The following is an 18,597-nucleotide window of genomic DNA, read 5'->3' on the forward strand; positions in this document are numbered from 1 at the left end:
CAGGACTTAATGATTAAGAAACTACTCAAGATATGTTATTCTCCCTGCATAATTTGTGATACTTTACATGGCAATCGTGTGAATTGTGACAGGAGGCAGATGTGTCAGACAACAAAACTAAAGAGGTAATCGATCGCGTTTCTCAGCAAGTGGGGCAAACTTGGACAAAGGTACAGCCGCAGTTGCAAGCGTTATTACTGAAGCTGATTAAAAGTTTGCTGCCTGCTCTGCGTAACCTGCAAACGAAACTAACGCCATCGGATGCCACGACAGAAACAAGTCCAGCTAACGAGCTTTCTAGCAACCCAGCAATCAACAATGCACTGAAGGCAGGAAAGACGCTCTCAGCTAAGGCGATCGCTACATTAATTGTAGCTTTGACAAAATTACAACAAAGCTTAGAAAGTCAAGAAGGTACGCTTGATACGACGGGTGAACCTGCCGCTTTGCTTAATGCCTCGACGGAAAGCTCAGAATTAGCCGCACAAGTTAAGCAAGAATTTGGCATTGCTTGGAAATTTGTCAAGGAGCAAGTCACACCCAAGGTTTTAGAGTTTTTACAGTTCTCCGTAGATAAGCTTGATCCGATCGCTACGAATATTTGGCAAAAGGTTTCGACTAAGGCAGCCGCAACCCCTTCTTTAGTGGAATCTTGGGAAAAGCTCCAAGAAAATGATGCTTGGAAAAAGACTGTAACTGCCACTGCCCCAATTTGGAGATCAATTACTGGAGTTGCGACACAGGTTCCCCTTTCCGATGATGTGAAGCGAATTCTCGATAAGCGTGCAGGAACTATTGCCCTAGTGACGCTTTTCTCACTCTTGATCATTCTCAAACCTTCCCATGCCCATAGTCAAAATATCAAGACTGCCGCTAAATCTCCAGCACCCGTTAGCACTGTCGCCCAAAAGCAACCTAACGCTGTAAAGACAGCTCCTGCGGCAAAACCCGCACCTTCAGTAAATGATTTGGTAAAGCCAGAACGTGGTGATGCGCCATTAACATCTGAACAGATTGCGATCGCCAAAATCCAAGCCCAAGTTTCAGAAGTCGCCAACCAGTATGGAGAATCTCTATTGGGTTCCGTGCAGACCAACTTTAAGCGTGGGCGTTTGATTGTGGCGCTTAATGATGGTTGGTATCAATTAGATCCCCAAAAGCAAACACAATTGGTGACAGATCTCCAAAATAGAACGCGATCGCTCAATTTCAAGAAGTTATTGGTTGCCGATGCCCAAAATCATCTGATTGCTCGCAGTCCTGTCACTGGCAATGAAGTAATCATTTTGAGAAATTAAATTAATCAAGTAGGTTGCATTGCGCCTTATTTGATTTTAAATTTATGGCAGAAGTCAAAGATCAAAGACATCCTCAATACACCAAAGATCGGCAAATACTAAATGAATTATTAACGCAAAATTCACCTAGTAATCGTGATTTTGCCGATCTTGCTCGTTTAATTATTCGTTACAAGGGCTTTGTAGGGGCGCGAGATATTCAGACCGATCTCCTCAAAGTTTTGCAAAACTGGCAGTTTACCGAAGAAGAGTTATTTGCTAAAACCAGAGCGATCCATGCGATCGGTAAGGTTTATATGGCTCAAGATGAAGGACAGGATGATTGGGCTTAGTCTACAAAAATAGAACCAAAAGCTGTGAGGCACGCTGCGCTTGCCTCACAGCTTTTGGTTCTATTTTTTAATTATGCCTAGCTACTTATGAAGTCCGAATCTGTGGAATCTACACAGCATCCGTCACAGGTTTTGAATTTAGGTTTTGATTAGGCGGATGTATTTAGTAACTATTATTTTCGCGATATAGCCAATTAGGGAAAACTATCTATAATGCACTAGTGGGGTATTTCATTTTTATAAACTGTCAATGTTTAATTCCTCAAATAGTCAGATCTTTAGCAATGACTCACAATCATTAAATCCCCACGTAGCAGTTTTGATTGTTGAGGATAGCGCAAGTCATCGGACTATTTATCGACGTTACCTACAATCCGATATCACCACTCGATACCATATTATCGAAAGCGTCTGTATTAAAGAAGCCCTAGAGTTTTGGCGATCGCATCAAGTAGATTTAGTTGTCCTTGATTTTAACCTACCCGACGGGACGGCACTAGATTTTTTAGAAGCCGTTAGCGAAGGAATTACTGATCCGAAATTGCCAGTAATTGTCTTGACTGGTCATAAAGACGGTCTAGCCGCAGCAAATGCTATTAAATTAGGAGCTACCGATTATTTAATTAAAGATGAAATTAATTTCGCTTTATTTTGCCGTAGTATCCATAGTCTGCTAGAGAAATTTACATTGCTTCGTAAGTTGCAGCGATCGCAGCAGCAAGAGGCTTTAATTTCAACAATTGCCCTCCATGTCAGACAGTCCTTAGATTTACAAAAAAACTATGATGCGATCGTTCAAGATGTCAAAAAATTTTTGAATGCCGATCGTACGGTAATTTATAAATTTAAGCCGAATATGAGTGGCACTATTGTCGCTGAAGCTGTTGATCCTCCTTGGAGCAATAGTTTACACGCAGATATTGTGGATACCTGTTTCCGTGATAATTTGGGTGGTGAGTATCGACATGGCAAGATCTTTGTAGCGAATGATATTTACAATGCAAATCTCAGTGCTTGCCATATTCAACTATTGGAAAGTTTTCAAGTCAAGGCAAATCTCGTTGTTCCTATTCTTTTACCCGAAAGTTCGACATATTTTAATAATTCTAGGGTTGAGACTCAAGATTCTCCCAGCGAGACTATTGATTCACCATCACTATGGGGACTCTTAGTTGTTCACCAATGTTCAACTATCCGCAATTGGGAAGAAGTAGATTTACGTTTACTTCAACAGTTATCAGTGCAACTAGCGATCGCGATTCAACAGGCAGAACTCTATCAAAATCTCCAAAAACTTAATTTATCCTTAGAAGAAAAAGTCCAACAACGGACTGCGGAATTACAAGATCGAGAACAAAAATTACGCCAAAGCGAGGACTTGTTAAAAACTTCCTTTAATAATGCTCCTGTAGGCATGGCAACTCTTAGTTTGGAAGGTAAATTCCTAACGGTGAATCAAGAAATTTGCAAAATATATGGATATTCTGCAAGAGAATTACTCCACATGAAGGCGATCGACATTACGCATCCAGACTATATAGACATAACTATAGATTCCTTGAACAAATTAATATCTGGGGAAACAGCAAATATCACCATAGAAAAACAATATATTCATAAAGATGGAAAACCTATTGATGCAGTTAGCCATGTGAGCCTAGTGCATGATATGGATAATAACCCTGTTCAGTTTGTGGTGAGTGTGGAAGATGTCACGGAACGGAAACTGAATGAAGCAAAATTGGCGGCTGCGAAAGTTGCGGAGGCTTCTAACAAAGCAAAGAGTGAATTTTTAGCAGCGATGAGTCATGAGCTTCGTACTCCGATGAATGCGGTAATTGGTATGACTGGGCTATTGAGTAATACCCAACTTTCCAGTCAACAGCAGCAATTTGTATCAGTTATTCGTCAGGGTGGCGAAGTATTACTGTCGGTAATCAATAAAATTTTAGACTTCTCTCAAATTGAATCGGGCAGTATCGAATTAGAAGAGAGTTCCTTTGATTTAAGGAACTGTATTGAAGAGATTCTCGATTTGATGGCATCTAATACTGCGGAAAAGGATTTAGATCTGTCTGTGTTGATTGATGTTGATGTACCCGAATATATTATTAGTGACTCTACCTGTCTACGTCAGATTTTAGTAAATCTGATTGGTAATGCGATTAAATTTACCCCAAGTGGTGAAATTGCTATTACGGTCAGTTCTACTTTGATAGAACAAACCACAGATATTTACCAACTAAATTTTACTGTCAGGGATACGGGAGTTGGCATTACCCCTGAGGCAATCTCACGACTGTTTAAACCTTTCATGCAGGCAGACAGTTCCATTACCCGACAATATGGAGGCACTGGTTTAGGCTTAGCAATCTGCAAAAAACTTTGTAATTTAATGGGGGGAGATATTCAGGTCGAGAGTGAAGTTGCTCAAGGTACGACTTTTTCCTTTTCGATCCGAGTTCAAGCGATCGCGACAGAATCCTTAGCGATCGCCTCTGAACTAAAAAACAAACATATTCTGGTTGTTAATACCAACCCTACTATTCAAAAAATTATTCTAGTTTATGCACAATCATGGGGAATGCTTGTGCAATCTGCCTACTCTGAAGTAGAAGCCCTAAAGCATTTAGAACTATTAGACTTTGATGCTGTGATTATTGACTGGAATTTACCATCCGTTGATATTCTCGAATTAGCTAGAAATATCCATGATATTTTCCCTTCTTTACCCCTGATTCTTCTATCATCAGTATCTAATAATAATTGTCCTAGCCCTCATTTATTTGCTGGATATTTGATCAAACCAATTACTACTTCCAAACTTTATCAATTATTCTTAAATTTATTTGCGATTAAGCAACCCCCAATTCAACTACAGCAAAATTTTACATTAGATAGTGATTTTGCCCATAAACATCCTTTAAGAACTTTAATCGTTGAGGATAACTCAGTAAATCAGCAGATTCTCCTACTCATGTTAGAACGATTAGGATATCAAGGAGATGCCGTTAGTAATGGATTAGAAGCTGTATATGCCTTAGAAAGACAAGCTTACGATTTAGTCTTTATGGATATTCAAATGCCAATTATGGATGGATTAGCAGCTTGCCAACGTATTCGCCAATTGCCAGAACGGAACCCTTGGATTATTGGAGTTTCAGCAAATGCTTTTCGAGAATCCCGCGAGGTAGCTTTAGCGGCTGGGATGAATGATTATCTAACTAAACCCTTAAAAATTGACGATTTAATCATTACTTTAAGCAATGTATCTGGACATTTAAGAATAAGTCAAAATATAAATGAACAGACTTTAGAGCAACCTAAATTACAATCACTAAACAATTTATATCAATCTGAACTAGCATCTCAAAATTTAGACATTAGTTTAGACTTGGAAGTTGATCCGTTAATAAATCAATTGCCATCTAAAGCTCTAGAAAAATCTGTAATACCCTTCGGTATTTATATTCAAAACGACTTTGCTATTTCTAATCTAGATGTGATTAATACTTCTACACTTAGTATGTTGGAGCAATCTGTAGGTAAAATATTTTTACCTGAAATTATAAGTTCTTATTTGTCAGAGGCAAACAGAGCGATCGCCTCTATGCAGGAAGCATTTAAACAACTAGATTTTGAGAAAGTTAGTTTTGAAAATCATTCCCTTAAGGGAGGCTGTGGCACTTTAGGCGCTGACAGAATGTTTGCGATCTGTAAAGATTTACAATCTTTATGCAAAGCTCAGGATCATCCCAGCAGGACTCATTTGATAGAGATAGCACTGCAAAAGCTAGAATTTGAGTATGACAAGGTCTATCAATTTTTTCATCAGTACTGATGTTATATGGAAGTTTGTAAAGACTTCACCCCTATCTCCTCTACTGTGGGGAAGTAGAAGAAGAAAATAATATAGATTTTACTCTTTTTTCCTGTGGGAGAAGAGTTTGGGAGATGAATGTTCCACTTAACGTCAGTCAGTAATCAAAGAAAATGGAGGAGTTAAATTAGCGTTATTCTCTTTTGTGTCTTATTTCTCAACTAAAGTAATTGTATAGAAAGACTAAATCATTTGTAGATTTTGGGATTTGTGGAAGCACACCCCTGCGGGGTGCTTCCACAAACTATTTAGGATTGCTATAGCTATATCCTAGTTATCGTGATTTCTTATCAAATTATTGGGTTTTCGTTTAGGGCGCAAAGCGCTATAGTTATGTTCAGTATCGTAATATTCGCAATATTATCAGGGGCCTCAGCTTATGTCAGCCGCAACCAAAAAATACCGATTAATTACCCGAAGTGATTTTGACGGTGTTGTTAGCGCAGTATTGCTAAAAGAACTGGATATGATCAACGAAATCCTATTTGTACATCCCAAAGATGTACAGGATGGGAAAGTAGAGGTTTGCGATCGCGATATTTTGACCAATTTACCCTATATAGAAGGTGCTTACTTAATTTTTGATCACCATATGAGTGAGACCATGCGGGTTTATGATACACCTGAGAACCATATTATCGAAGGTGAAGCCCCATCAGCCGCTAGAGTAGTTTATAACTACTATGGAGGAAAATTAAAGTTTCCCAATATCTCACAAGCGATGATGCAGGCGGTTGACAAGTGTGACTCGGCTCAGTTCGACATGGATGACATTCTGCATCCTCAAGGTTGGGTATTGTTAAGTTTCTTGATGGATTCACGCACAGGTTTAGGAAGATTTCGCGAGTTTAGTATTTCCAACTATGCGTTGATGATGGAGTTAGTGGAAGCCTGTCGGACGATGACAATTGAGGAAATCATGGAGCTTCCTAATGTCAAAGAGCGGGTAGAACTCTATTTTGTGCAGCAAGAAATCTTTAAGAAACAGATTCAGCATTGTGCCGAAGTTCACGATAAGCTAGTCGTTCTGAATTTACAAAATGAATCCACGATCTATGCTGGCAATCGGTTTATGGTGTATGCCCTCTATCCTGATTGTAATATCTCGATCCATCGGATGTGGGGCAGACAACACCAAAACACCGTATTTGCGGCAGGGAAGTCCGTTCTCAATCGTACCTGTCCAATCAATATCGGTGAGTTGATGTTGAGGTACGAAGGAGGGGGACATGCTAATGCAGGTACTTGTCAGATTGACAATGAGCGAGCGGATGAAGTTCAGCAAGAGCTAATTGACATCATTACGCGGAATAATGTGGTGCAATCAGTGACTCTAACTTAGAGCGCAGGATAGTGAGAGCATTTGCCCGATGGCTAATTTGCGATTTTACTTCAGGGGCGATTTCACCAAAGGTTTGCTGGAGATCTGGCACTAAGAAAATCGGATCATAGCCAAACCCACTATTTCCCCGTGGCATATCGGCGATGATGCCTTTACAAATACCAACGGCATCGGCAGTTATCTTGCCATCGGGTGAGGCGATCGCGATCGCGCAAACAAACTGGGCTTCGCGATTAGGATGATCGCCAAGTTCCTTTAAAACGCGATTGATGCGATCAAGATCAGTCTCTGCATATCTCGCCGAAAGTACTCCTGGAGCACCATTAAGGGCAATTACCTCTAGTCCTGAATCATCAGCGATCGCCCATTCGTTAGTAGCGATCGCAACTTGAGAGGCTTTGAGATGAGCATTCTCAATAAAAGTTTCTCCTGTTTCTTCAACATCGATACTGTCAGGCTTGGCAATTAGAGTTACGCCTAGATTAGCCAAATAAGCACGAAACTCTTCTATTTTTCCAGCATTTCCACTGGCAATTACTAACTTTTGCAATTGACTTGATAACTCGGACATTTTTAAACCATTGTTTTTTATAAATCTTAACGTCAGTTCAAAGGAACTGGAAAGTGTTAAGAATCGCTATAAAATTCTTACCACTTTCCGCAATTAGCGCCGTACAAAGCACGACACTAATTACTATGAACTCACGTACTTGTTAATAGCTTCCTAGTGCTTGATACCCAAGAAGAAATCAGACTGGAAGCGATCGCTAGTTTCAGAATAGACAAAAACAGCACCACCTAGTTTATTGATTGCTCTTTGAATAGGTTCAGGCAACTCAGATGGTTTGCTCGGATTGTCTGAATTAGGTGCATCAATATTAGGGAGGAACTCTGACGACAAAAACTTCGCTACTTGTTTGGCAATCGCATTGGCATTGAGATAAAAGTAACCAAAATTAGGTTGAGGCATATCGGCGATCGCATCGCGGAAATCCTCGGACTCCGCAAGGGCAGGCTTAGGGATGGGAATAAAAGCAGAGGCAGTACTTGCGCCCAAAGTTAGTAATAAAGTTTGGCGATCGCGCCATCCATAGGCAAAAATACTTTGAGTTTTACCAAGTTCGCGATTGTCAGGGAATTCAAAACTGGTCAATAAAGTAGTGCCAACTTGACGTTTTTTTACTTGGATGAAATTTTTCCCAACCTTGGTAAGATATTTCGTCAATTTATTGAGGGTAGCATTGGCAGCTTCAGGCTTTGATGTACGGATTAATGCTCCCACGGTAAGATCAACGCCAATCTCTTTAAATGGAGCGCGATCGCTAGGGAATAATACCAATGCATATTCGCCATCAATCCAAGAAATAACATCCTTCTCAAGGTCAATATCTAATCCAGAACCAACAATTAAAGGAGCAAGCATTCGGAATCCCTCAATCAGGATTTTGTAGCTTGGCTGGAGCTTTGACTCTTCCACAAACCACTGCCATTGACGATTGAGATTGCGGCTAGTAATGGCTCCGTAAACATTGGAAGGCAAAAATGAGAGGAGACGATCACGGGTTTGTGTATCCTTGGGTTGTGGCGATCTCACTTCCGAAAAATAGCTATTACTCTGACTCCGTATCCCCTTTGGCGTTATCCATGTAAATAGATCAACACTGTTATACTGGCTCAAGGTATATTTCAATCCCTGAATATATTCTTCACGGCTAAATCCAGGGATTTCGGTGGTTTCAGGGATCTCCGTAGCAAGCGCTTCCCATAGTTGACCGATATTTTTAAAATCTCCATACCCTGCAATCAGAGAACGATTCCATAGGGGATTATTCAGCGATCGCAAAAAGAGTTGATTATCTGCTAGTGATGGCAAAGCTTCCTCAGGTTTTGAGGCTAACTGCTCTGGGGAATTAGCAGTAGCGAGATCAATCATCTGCTGAATCGCCTGTTGATCCGAAGCAATTACTGCAACTCCACTGGGTAACTTGGCGATCGCCAAACGTTTAAATCCAATTTCTGGGAATTTCGGGATATTATCCGCACCTGTATCAGAATGATGAGGTTTTTCTTGGGGGTCTTGCGCTGAATGGTTAGCGATTGGAGCTTGTAAGCGCTTGAGATTTGGAGATTTTACGGCCTTAGATGGTAATGCTTGCGGAGATTCTTCTGGTTCTGAGATATCCGTATCTTGTAATTGCCATTCCCAAATCTTGACATTTCGGTATAGCCTTTCCGTGGGTTTTGGCAAATCCAACCCTTTTAACTTTTTGATAAAAGCTTCAAATTGTTGATGATCACTCACCGCAGATAGAGCCGCAAATGTTACTTCTACTTTCCGCTCAGGATTGTCCAAAAATGCGATCGCCAATTCTGTACCTAGCCAAGGCTGGACATCTTTAGCAAATGATAGTTGTGAAGATTGACCCAAAAAGCTAAGTAATTTATCTATCGCCGCAAGAGGATTTTGGGCAGGAATTTTAAATTGTTCAGTTGTTTGCCAAGAATCTTGATTTACATCAACAATTAACATGCCAAGGACGCTATTAGGAAGCTGTTTTGCCATATTTAAAGATCGTTGGGCAAACGTATATACCCTAAGCTCTCTAGACTCTATAAAATTATTCGTTGTCCGACCAGGCAAAACGCTCTGAACCTTCAGATCTTTTGATGTTTGACCTATGGGACTATTACTGAATGTCGATAGACTATTAACTGAGGTAGCGATCACGGGCAGAGCCGATGCACTTGCCGTAACCGCAAAAATCGTAGCAAACAAACTCCTCACTGAAAACCCTCTTGAGAATTTATTGAATACAGCGTCTAAATAATTTATGGCAAATTACAACTTGAAAGTTTCGCTAAAAATGTTAAATACTGAGCCTGAAACTCTTTTGCCTTCGCATCTTTAGATTGATGCCACGATGCCAACCACAATGGTGTGGGGAAATGCCCATCAGGAGGATTCTGTGAATGCACTGCATTGGATGGAATCCACGAACCATTTTGTCGCCAACCGACGCGATCGCTAAAGGATTGCCAACCCTTCATGGCTTTGTCTTCTTCGATAACTGCCCCAAAGATATTACTGACTTCATCGGCGGAAGTACTTGGAGCAGAACTAACGGGAACCTTAGCTGTCACAGTCTGCTTGTTGGCATCAGCAGGAATTAACTGCAACAACTGTTGGGAAACCTTAATTTCATTTGCCTTCTGCGCTAGAACCTGTTCTTGAGCCTGTTTTACTTCCTTAATCAGAATTGGAGCAAGATTGCGAAATTGATTGTTAGGATTGGTGACTGCCGAACGGACGGACTGAATCATCACTGACCAAGCGACAAGATTAAAGCGATCGCCCATTTCCTGTAACTGTGCACAAATGTTTTCAAGATTTTGGCGACTGCGAGGGCTATCTGGTTGCTTGAATAATTCCAGCATATTGCGTAGCTTAATTGGCACTTCCGACTGGAAGACTCCCAGCATCGCTCTAGTGTCCGTCTTCGGTGCTGATTTAGCAACGAGTACAGTTTGGGTGTCGATTTCTTGCCCTGAAATTAAATTTTGTAGGTGGGCTTTCAAGTTCGCAAAGATTTGATCGGAGCCAGACATAATTCCATCAACGGCATCTTTGGTTAGTCCATAGGGACTTTGAAGCAGTTCTACTAACTCTTGCAATTTATCAAAGGCTTGCAAAAACAGTGTTTGTAGATGCTGATCAACTTGAAAGTCGTTATTTTCACGCATAACTTTGAAATAGTCTTCAAAATTATGTGCAACATGTTGAATACTGCTAAAGCCCAACATTGCAGCTCCCCCCTTAATTGAATGGGCTGCACGAAATATCTCATTTACCGACTCCGCATTCCCCATGAGCGATTCTAAATTCAGCAGCCCCGATTCAATAGTTTGCAGATGCTCTTTGGCTTCCTCGATGAAGTACATCGTAATCTGCTTTTGCTTATCTTGATCCATGACACTGATCCCTTTAAATCTTTAAGTTTTTATTGCTAAAGGATTAGCGACGCATTGCGCCTTTTCTCCTAACTCAACCCAGAATGGACGACATATAGATTTGATTTTGAGAGCTAAATCCATAATGTCCTTGACTATGTTTCTGCCACAGTCCATCGATAGTTTGCAGGACTTCACAAGGAATTTGTTTAATATCCTCTGCCGAAAGTACTGAGCCAAGATTTTTGTTGGCAGCTTGGCACATCAGATTCCATGTTTCTTGATTTGCGTCCTGCCATTTGCTATTGGCTAGCAAATTTTGTAATTTATCGTAACTGATCCCTGTACTAGGGATTAATGCTGCGGGTGCAGAACCCGCACTTACCACAACTTTACTGGAACGACGAAATCTTAAAGTAATCGCACCATTGCTTTGTCCATCACCCAATAAAACAGCTTCACCCGTAGCTGTTAGTTTAATTGCTACTTCGACCTCATCTAGAGCTAGCCCATCAGATTGATTAGTAGTACTTTCAGTCGCCAGTTGTTGGACTAAGTTGGCAACTCGTTGAATACTTTCTTTAACCTTGTTGGTGCTGATTGACTTGATCGACTCACCGTGGGTGCGATCGCCATTTGCCACAAATTCAATTAGTATTTCTTCGCTATTCATGACATCCTTGTGTGGGCTAGTTACTAGATTAAGACAATTTCTACTAAAATTTTAGGAGGAAATCGTCTCAGAGCTATGAGTATCTAATTCTCTCTGTAAATTGTGATTGGAGGGGGTATGGAGAGCATTGGTTAAACTATTGTCTTGATCAAGGCTCTTATCATTACCATTATCGTTACCATTATTGCTAGAACTATTATTCCCAGCAGTTTCTTCATGTCGATGCTCATTATTATGGCGATTATTGCCATTAATAGCATTAGCATTAGTACTGGTATTAACTATATTTAGCGCATTGGTTGCGATAGTTGCATTATTAGAAATGCTTTGACTCGGTTTAGTCGCTGTAATTCTAGCAGCGATCGCTCGTTTTGTTAGCGCTGTGTTATAGGCTGTTGTAATTGCAAGCCGATCAACCATACCAATCACTCGTTTCGGTTGATTACGATCAACTACGGGCATTTGGCGTAAATCCCTTGTTGCCATACGCTTAAGAGCTTCAGCGAGAGATTCATCGGCAAAAGTGCAAAGAACCTCGGCTGTACAAATATTCTGCACGGTCATTTCTTCAAACGTATTATCGCTAGTGGGTGCAGATAGCACTCGCTTGAGGTCTTGAGTGGTGAGAATACCCTGTAAGTGGTTAACATCATCAAATACTAAAGCACTGTGATGATAGCCACTGGTGATAAACTGTGCAGCTTGAAGCAAAGGCATTGAGTATTTGACCGAGGCAGGGTTAAGAGTCATGACCTCCGCAATTTTAATTTTTTCGAGGACTTCGATATCGGCTGGCAAATTTGACCACTGCATGATCATGCGATCGGTTTTGGATGTATCGAGCTGATCGAGTACCCATGCACAGAGACCTACAGCAGCCATTAGGGGTAAAACGATGCGATAGTCACGAGTCATTTCAAACAGTAATAGTACTGATGTTAGGGGAGCGCGCACTGTACCTGCTAACACTGCTGCCATACCAACGAGGGCATAGGCAGGAGAAGCAGCGATCGGAATTGAGGCAGGCAATAAACTAGCGATCGCCTGTCCATATAAACTACCAAGTACTGCCCCTAGAAAAATTGAAGGCGCGAAGATTCCCCCCACAAAGCCACTGGCTGAACTAATTGCTGTCAGTAAAAGTTTAATAACTAATAAAATGCCTAACAACGGAATGGTGAAAGGTGTATCTTGCAGAATTGACTCTACGGTTTCATAGCCAATGCCGATCGCTTCAGGAAAAGTTAAAGCGATAATCCCCACACATAGACCACCAATCAGCAATTTAACTGGCATCGATAGCTTCTGCATAAATGGGGCGATTGCCCATTCTCCTGCAAAAAACTTTTTAGCCTGTTTAATGGCGCTAGTAAACATGAGCGCCACGACACTAGCCAAAATGCCCAAACCTAGATAGATCGGCAACTCCCAATAACTTCGCACTTCATACACAGGCAAGCTAAAGGCAGGACGCTCACCAAGGCTTATTTGCGAAACTAATGCAGAAATTACGGAGGCAATAACCACAACACTGACATCAGAATTGGGACTCGATTTATTGGTGCGATAGGAATCGCGCAGCAATACTTCAAGGGCAAAAAATACACCTGCGATCGGGGCATTAAATCCTGCGGCTAAACCTGCGGCTCCCCCTGCGCCAATCAACAGTCGAATACGTTCACTAGAAAACTGCAACATTTGCCCCAATATAGAGCCAATGCTGCTACCTAGCTCAACACTAGGACCCTCAGGACCAAGAGAAGCTCCCGAACCGAGGGAAAGTGCCGCCGCAACTGTTTTTAACGGAGCTTGAGAGTAGGGTAATTGCCCGATATCACGGACAACCTGTCCTTTACCCACCGCTTTAGCTTCTATTTGATCGAGCCTAAAACGTACAAGGCTAACAACTAATGCGCCTAGCATGGGAATAAACATAATTGCCCAATGCCATTGGGTACTAAGAACTACTGCGAGGCTATGCCAGTAGATTTCTTGAGCAATTAAAATCAGTTTGCGAAATAGGGTAACACCAGTGCCACTAATCACGCCAACAGCGATCGCAGAGATAAGCATAACCGTCTCCGCAGATGGCTGAAGACGGTTTAAGACAGTCACCAGTAGGCGAGAAAGCGACATGGTGGGAACTCGTGGGGATGAGGTAATGATGACTTGCGAAATTATTCGATATTTGCTGCCTCGATTTCTTCAGGAGTCTCCAAATCAGATTCTGAAATAGAACCTAAATTAGAAGAATCGCGATCGCCTTCAGAGGATGTTACAACTGCCACCAAATCAATTTGTTGGCGATAATAATCTACACCCTTAACCTGTACTTCAACGCGATCTCCCAAACAATATTGACGACCACTACGACGACCCACTAGTAAAGTCGAAGCTCTTGCTCTCCCCTTACCATTAATCAATGGGAACTCATACCAATCATCCTTAAGTGAACTGACATGTACTAGTCCTTCTACTAATAGAGATTCAATTTCAACAAAGAAGCCATAGGACTGAACACTAGTAATGATCCCGTAGAAGTTCCCACCTGTGTGAGATCGCATAAATTCGGCTTTGCGTAATCCATCAAGATCAGAAATTGAGCGATGGTATAAGGCATCGGCTTGATTGAGCTTTGGTAGGATTGCTTCTAAATCCTCAATCAACTGACGCTCTGTTTCAGGAGGTAAGACGCTCCAATTGACCTGTCCATGAGCGCTAGAACTCCGTAAATTCACACCATCCTTAATCCTGATGCTACGGCGATCACGTCCTTCTTCAAACACCGTGTGCAGAGTACGCTGAACCAGCAAATCTCCATAATGATGTTGGGGAAATACACCATGTACATAGGGCTGATCGATCAGTCCCAAACCAAAATGTAGAGAAGGTGTCAGGACATATTCATTAGGCTTAAACATTGACAGCAAAAGATACTTGAGAATATCGCGAGTTGCTTCTTGTTCCAGTTGATTGACCTGTTGCAAAATGCCATGTAAATCGGCAATCTGGATTTGCTCAGGAGTTTCCAACTGCGCAGAAATACTCATGCTTTCCAGTAGCTTTGTCCAATCATCCACTTTGCCTTGGTCAGGAGGCACTTGACGTAGATAGATTGCGGGAATTGCTAAGGATTGAAGATGCAAAGCGATCGCTTTATTTGCCAAGATCATCACTTCCGTCACAGTGCCAGAGATCGGCAGAGTTAAAGGAACCACCGTCACTCCCCTAACTCCCTCATCAGCCTCTTGAGAAGGAATCTGTGGCAGTACTAGCCTAATTGCATTGGAATGACCTTGTAGCAATGCACCTACCTTCGCAATTAGATGCACCAACTCTTCTACTTCTGTATCTATTTCTTGACTTGGAGCATCTTCATCAACAGCCACCTTACCATCGAGAATCTGTTGCGCTCTCTGATAGCTGAGGTTTGCACGTACCAAGATTGCTGAAGGCTGAATCTCAAAGGAAAGCACATTGCCATCATGATCCAGTTTAATCAGCACTGACATCGTTAGATATTCAGGCTGATTAAAAACATTCATCTCAGGCAACATCGGCAAAATCGTATCACCTAAGAAAAATGACCGCAGACGTTTGCGAGCTTCTAAGTCCAAAGGTGAACCTGCTGTTACATAGGTAGCAACATCAGGAATATGGACTCCTAAATCCCAGCCATTTTCACTCTGAACAATGGAAATTGCTGCCGCATTGCCAATTCTGACGGTCAGAGTTTTGCGGAGATCCAGACGATGTTTGAGATCAGCCTTTCTGACTCCCCTCGGCAAACTTGCTGCTGCCGTCAAAGCCTTAGCACTAAATCTTCTTGGCAAATTATGCTTGCAACAGACCAAATCAATGTCATTGGTAGATTCGGCATCGTCCCCTAAAATCTGTAGGATTCTTCCTAAAGGTAAATGATTGCCTAGGGAAAATCTCACCATCTCTAGATGAACTAGTTTGCCCACCGCCACGTCTAGATCGGGGGTTTCTTCGTCTGGGACTAGCTCAACTTCAAATAATAGGCGATCATCTAGAGGGACAGCTCGATAACTGCCATCGGTGAGTTTCACAGTCGAAAGTAAAGTGGGATTGGAACGCTCAAGGATTAACCGCACCTCACCCTCAGGCGATCGCCGTCTCACTCCATCTTTAGTAACTCGCACCAAAACGCGATCGCCATTCCAAGCATTGCTTAAGCGGCTCTCACGTACATAAATATCCTCTGCCCCCTCAACATCTTGGATGGCAAAGCAAAACCCTTTACTGGAACAGCGTAAGCGACCTTCCACCAAGCCTTCCTCATGAATGCGGCGGTAACGTCCTTTATCTTTTTCGAGAATACCAATTTTTTCGAGAGCATCAAGGGCTACTTGGAGCCTACGAACGCTTTTACTATCGTCGCTAATTCCAAGTTTCTTTTCGATCGCTTTGGGCGTAACTAGCTTGTCATCAGAGAAGTTATCTAACAGTTGAGTAATCGAGAATTCCATGAGGCGAGGGTCGAGCGATGGTTTAAGGTGAGCAAATTAAAGCAAACGAGGGGTTACAAAATAACAAACTACAAACACAATCTTTAGAAACACAAACTAGAAACACAACCTAACATCTCAAATCATCGCAAATTTCGATGCCTACCTATGGACTGTTAACTCCTAGAGATTCGACTTATCAAAACGAAACAATGGGAGCCGACATATCTTTGTAGAGATGTCCCTGATCGCTCAGAAGATATCATTTCAGACTCAAAGTACAGCTTATTAGGAAATATATGGATCGAAAAGCATATCTCTATAAGACATACTGAAGAGCTTTCTAAGATAAATGTCTATGAGCCGTATAGGGTGTCTAGCAATAGTTCCTTGTAATGTTTATGAGACTTAGATGGTTTACGAATTTGCAGAGTTAGCTTGTATAGTGTTCCCCTACTCGTAGTATTTTAGCCCAATTGCTCCAGCAAATATCCTTATATTGATCAATTTTCTAGAAACCCCAAAAACATTAGTTTGCGATAGTTGCCAACTTTGACTGGAATCGGCTCTCACGGTTTGTAACATGCTCCCAGCGTTTGAATCAAAGCTGGCAAATTTTAAAAGCCCAAAAGTAAAAGCCTTGCTTAGCAAGGCTTTTACTTTTGGGCTTTGAGAGAGGGGTTGCGTAGCAACCCCTCTCTCAAAGCCCGTATCAAATTATCCCGAACTCACGTTAAATACAACGCCCGAAGATAATTGGCAACAATTAAGAGCATTTTAAAGTGTTGCTCTTCTGCAAACTCTAAAAATCCCTAAATAATTTAGGTCTTCTATATCTGTCTTTGTGTATATGCTGTAACTGATATTTTGCTGGTTTACTGGTTTCTAGCGTAAATAGATGGCTAATGTATCTAGCAACACTTAACTTTTTGCTGCTAACATTGATACATTTAGGTAGGCTAGATGTACAATAGTCATATTGTGAGGAATGATAAATCAAATGTCTAAGTTTTCTAAGAAAAATCAAAGCCTAGTTACTCCAGTAGTAATTTCGGCTGCTGTTGCTGCATCTGCGCTCATTAGCGGTGCTGCCAATGCACAGTCACAAGTTTCCCCTTCTGAGCAAGTACAGTTGCGTCCTAGTGCTGTAGCTCAAAACGTTACCTCTGTTTCTCAGCTCAGTGATGTTCGCCCTACTGATTGGGCATTCACCGCATTGCAGTCCTTAGTAGAGCGCTATGGTTGCATCGCTGGCTACCCTGACCGTACTTTCCGTGGTAAACAAGCAACCAGCCGTTATGAATTTGCTGCTGGTTTGAATGCTTGCTTAGACAAGATCAATGAAATCATTTCGGCAGGTTTAGCCGACAAGGTTAGCAAGGAAGACCTCGCTACCTTACAAAAACTTCAAGAAGAATTTGCTGCTGAACTTGCAACTCTTCGTGGTCGCGTAGATGCTCTTGATGCTAAAGTCACCAAGCTCGAAGCACAACAATTCTCCACCACCACCAAGCTACGTGGCGAAGCAATCTTTGGTCTAGTTGCTGGTTCTGATGGTACTACCACAACAGGTGTTGATAAGACTAACGTTGTTTTCAACTATCGCGCTCGTCTTAACTTAGATACCAGCTTCACTGGTAAGGACTTGTTGAGAACTCGCTTGCAAGCTAGCAATACTGCTAACTTCAATGATTTAGTTGGTGGAACCGCAGGTAACAGTACTCGTCTTTCCTACGATGGATTCTCGACTGCTGCCAATACCTTTGAACTCAACCGTTTGTACTACAAGTTCCCAGTTGGCGACAACTTAACAGCTTACATCGCCCCAATTGGTCAAACTGAAGATATCATCAATCCTCTAAATCCTCTTGAAAGCGACAGCCAAGCGACAATCTCTCGCTTTGGTCGTTTTAACCCCTTGATCCGTATTGGTTCTAGTGGTAACCCAGCCGTTGCTGGTTTTGACTGGAAACTTTCTGACAAGGTAAACTTCCAAGCTGCTTACACTGCATCTAATGCTGCTGCTGCAACAGGTGCTGGTGGTGTAACTGGTGGTGATACTAAGATTGCTGCTCAGTTTGTCTTCAAGCCTGCTGATGCACTAACCCTTGGTGTTGGCTATGCAAATGCTTATACCAATAGCGCAGGTCTAACTGGCAATGGTCTTGGATCTGGTCTTAACAATGAATCTGTTGTAACTGGAATCTCTGGTGTTAAGAGTGATACCGTTGTTGGTAGCTTGATTTGGGACATCACCAAGAAGTTTACCTTCAATACTTGGGGTTCTTGGACTTTTGCTAACAACTCTGCTGGTTCTGCAACTCTTACAAGTTGGGTAGCTGCTCTCTCTGGTAAGGACTTGTTCACCGAAGGCGACCTAGCTGCGATTCTGTTTGGTCAACCTCTGTTCACAAGTAGCACTAGTGGTATTACTGCTAGCACTGATACTCCTTATCACCTCGAAGCTTTCTACCGCTTCCGTGTTTCTAAGAATATCAGCATCACTCCTGGTGTATTCTTCGTATTCAATCAAAACAGTGCAAGTACCAATGGTACAGCAACTGTTGGTGTAATCCGTACCACATTCTCCTTCTAAGATTTGGTAGTTACATTCTAAAAAAGAGAGGCGCTAAGCGCCTCTCTTTTTTTATT

At 41.8% G+C, this 18,597-nt stretch carries 12 protein-coding genes; 6 read left to right on the forward strand and 6 right to left on the reverse strand.

The window, feature by feature from the left end:
- Window positions 1-101 precede the first annotated feature (101 nt).
- The 4 genes from NMG48_RS16120 (at window position 102) to NMG48_RS16135 (ending at window position 6,852) form a co-directional block, all read left to right on the forward strand.
- Entirely contained in the window at window positions 102-1,298 is a 1,197-nt protein-coding gene (locus tag NMG48_RS16120) for a hypothetical protein (protein ID WP_271252482.1), read from the forward strand.
- Window positions 1,299-1,342: 44 nt separating this feature from the next.
- Window positions 1,343-1,630, forward strand: a complete 288-nt coding sequence (locus NMG48_RS16125; RefSeq protein ID WP_126387204.1) for a DUF3288 family protein — start codon at window positions 1,343-1,345, stop codon at window positions 1,628-1,630.
- A gap of 250 nt (window positions 1,631-1,880) precedes the next feature.
- Window positions 1,881-5,471 carry a response regulator gene (locus NMG48_RS16130; RefSeq protein WP_271252483.1) on the forward strand — a complete coding sequence of 1,197 codons (3,591 nt, stop codon included), beginning with the start codon at window positions 1,881-1,883 and terminating at the stop codon, window positions 5,469-5,471.
- Between the two features lie 418 nt (window positions 5,472-5,889).
- Complete coding sequence (locus tag NMG48_RS16135) at window positions 5,890-6,852, forward strand: DHH family phosphoesterase (protein WP_271252484.1); 963 nt, start codon at window positions 5,890-5,892, stop codon at window positions 6,850-6,852.
- On the opposite strand, the gene rdgB is transcribed toward NMG48_RS16135, so the two are convergent.
- Entirely contained in the window at window positions 6,812-7,423 is a 612-nt protein-coding gene (gene rdgB / locus NMG48_RS16140; RefSeq protein WP_271252485.1) for an RdgB/HAM1 family non-canonical purine NTP pyrophosphatase, read from the reverse strand. The two genes, NMG48_RS16135 and rdgB, sit on opposite strands and share 41 nt — an antisense overlap.
- Window positions 7,424-7,576: 153 nt before the next feature.
- Window positions 7,577-9,415, reverse strand: coding sequence for a DUF3352 domain-containing protein (locus NMG48_RS16145; RefSeq protein ID WP_271252486.1), 1,839 nt, complete (start codon window positions 9,413-9,415; stop codon window positions 7,577-7,579).
- A 115-nt stretch (window positions 9,416-9,530) separates the two neighbouring features.
- Between NMG48_RS16145 and NMG48_RS16150 the strand changes: the two genes are divergently transcribed.
- Entirely contained in the window at window positions 9,531-9,680 is a 150-nt protein-coding gene (locus tag NMG48_RS16150) for a hypothetical protein (RefSeq protein WP_271252487.1), read from the forward strand.
- Window position 9,681: 1 nt separating this feature from the next.
- Here the strand turns inward: NMG48_RS16150 and NMG48_RS16155 are convergent, their stop codons facing one another.
- The 4 genes from NMG48_RS16155 to NMG48_RS16170 form a co-directional block, all read right to left on the reverse strand.
- Window positions 9,682-10,821: an Hpt domain-containing protein gene (locus NMG48_RS16155; protein ID WP_271252488.1), complete on the reverse strand. Its 1,140-nt coding sequence runs from the start codon at window positions 10,819-10,821 to the stop codon at window positions 9,682-9,684.
- A 73-nt stretch (window positions 10,822-10,894) separates the two neighbouring features.
- On the reverse strand, window positions 10,895-11,473 hold the full coding sequence (locus NMG48_RS16160) for a GUN4 domain-containing protein (protein WP_271252489.1): 579 nt from the start codon (window positions 11,471-11,473) through the stop codon (window positions 10,895-10,897).
- Window positions 11,474-11,524: 51 nt separating this feature from the next.
- A complete protein-coding gene (locus NMG48_RS16165; protein WP_271252490.1) occupies window positions 11,525-13,609 on the reverse strand; it encodes a chloride channel protein in 2,085 nt (694 codons plus the stop codon).
- 41 nt (window positions 13,610-13,650) lie between these two features.
- Window positions 13,651-15,966 carry a ribonuclease R family protein gene (locus NMG48_RS16170; RefSeq protein WP_271252491.1) on the reverse strand — a complete coding sequence of 772 codons (2,316 nt, stop codon included), beginning with the start codon at window positions 15,964-15,966 and terminating at the stop codon, window positions 13,651-13,653.
- A 979-nt stretch (window positions 15,967-16,945) separates the two neighbouring features.
- Between NMG48_RS16170 and NMG48_RS16175 the strand changes: the two genes are divergently transcribed.
- Entirely contained in the window at window positions 16,946-18,541 is a 1,596-nt protein-coding gene (locus NMG48_RS16175) for an iron uptake porin (RefSeq protein ID WP_271252492.1), read from the forward strand.
- The last annotated feature ends 56 nt before the right edge of the window (window positions 18,542-18,597 follow it).

The sequence above is a fragment of the Pseudanabaena sp. Chao 1811 genome (genome assembly GCF_027942295.1).
In the GTDB taxonomy this organism is placed as follows: Bacteria; Cyanobacteriota; Cyanobacteriia; order Pseudanabaenales; family Pseudanabaenaceae; genus Pseudanabaena.

Excerpts from the sequence above, each read along its gene's own strand:
- NMG48_RS16125 (WP_126387204.1), top strand. The coding sequence starts at position 1,343 with ATGGCAGAAGTCAAAGATCAAAGACATCCTCAATACACCAAAGATCGG.
- NMG48_RS16130 (WP_271252483.1), top strand. The coding sequence starts at position 1,881 with ATGTTTAATTCCTCAAATAGTCAGATCTTTAGCAATGACTCACAATCA.
- NMG48_RS16135 (WP_271252484.1), top strand. The coding sequence starts at position 5,890 with ATGTCAGCCGCAACCAAAAAATACCGATTAATTACCCGAAGTGATTTT.
- rdgB (WP_271252485.1), bottom strand. The coding sequence starts at position 7,423 with ATGTCCGAGTTATCAAGTCAATTGCAAAAGTTAGTAATTGCCAGTGGA.
- NMG48_RS16145 (WP_271252486.1), bottom strand. The coding sequence starts at position 9,415 with ATGGCAAAACAGCTTCCTAATAGCGTCCTTGGCATGTTAATTGTTGAT.
- NMG48_RS16150 (WP_271252487.1), top strand. The coding sequence starts at position 9,531 with ATGGGACTATTACTGAATGTCGATAGACTATTAACTGAGGTAGCGATC.
- NMG48_RS16155 (WP_271252488.1), bottom strand. The coding sequence starts at position 10,821 with ATGGATCAAGATAAGCAAAAGCAGATTACGATGTACTTCATCGAGGAA.
- NMG48_RS16160 (WP_271252489.1), bottom strand. The coding sequence starts at position 11,473 with ATGAATAGCGAAGAAATACTAATTGAATTTGTGGCAAATGGCGATCGC.
- NMG48_RS16165 (WP_271252490.1), bottom strand. The coding sequence starts at position 13,609 with ATGTCGCTTTCTCGCCTACTGGTGACTGTCTTAAACCGTCTTCAGCCA.
- NMG48_RS16170 (WP_271252491.1), bottom strand. The coding sequence starts at position 15,966 with ATGGAATTCTCGATTACTCAACTGTTAGATAACTTCTCTGATGACAAG.
- NMG48_RS16175 (WP_271252492.1), top strand. The coding sequence starts at position 16,946 with ATGTCTAAGTTTTCTAAGAAAAATCAAAGCCTAGTTACTCCAGTAGTA.